Below are 232 nucleotides of genomic sequence, written 5' to 3'. Positions count from 1 at the left end.
GTTTACGGGGTTTTTTACTGGTTGATACTGTTTTTGTCATGTGAGTCACCTCTGACTGAGAGTTTACTCACTTAGCCGCGTGTCCACTATTGCTGGGTAAGATCAGTTTTCCAGTCCGGGCTGGATCAAACCTTTCAGGTAGAAAAGCGCCCTCACCCACTTAATGCGCTAACTGCGGACGAAATTAAACAGGCCGTTGAAATTGTTAAAGCTTCCGCGGACTTCAAACCCA

The 232-nt window shown here is 46.6% G+C and carries 1 protein-coding gene; it reads left to right on the top strand.

The genetic code is table 11. From position 1 onward, the window contains the following. Nucleotides 1-120 precede the first annotated feature (120 nt). A partial coding sequence (locus SB756_RS35925; RefSeq protein WP_410914021.1) for a hypothetical protein occupies nucleotides 121-232 on the top strand: 112 nt, incomplete at its 3' end.

The organism is Pseudomonas sp. SIMBA_068 (assembly GCF_046534705.1).
GTDB lineage: Bacteria > Pseudomonadota > Gammaproteobacteria > Pseudomonadales > Pseudomonadaceae > Aquipseudomonas > Aquipseudomonas putida.
This window is presented reverse-complemented; position numbering and strand designations above follow the sequence as displayed.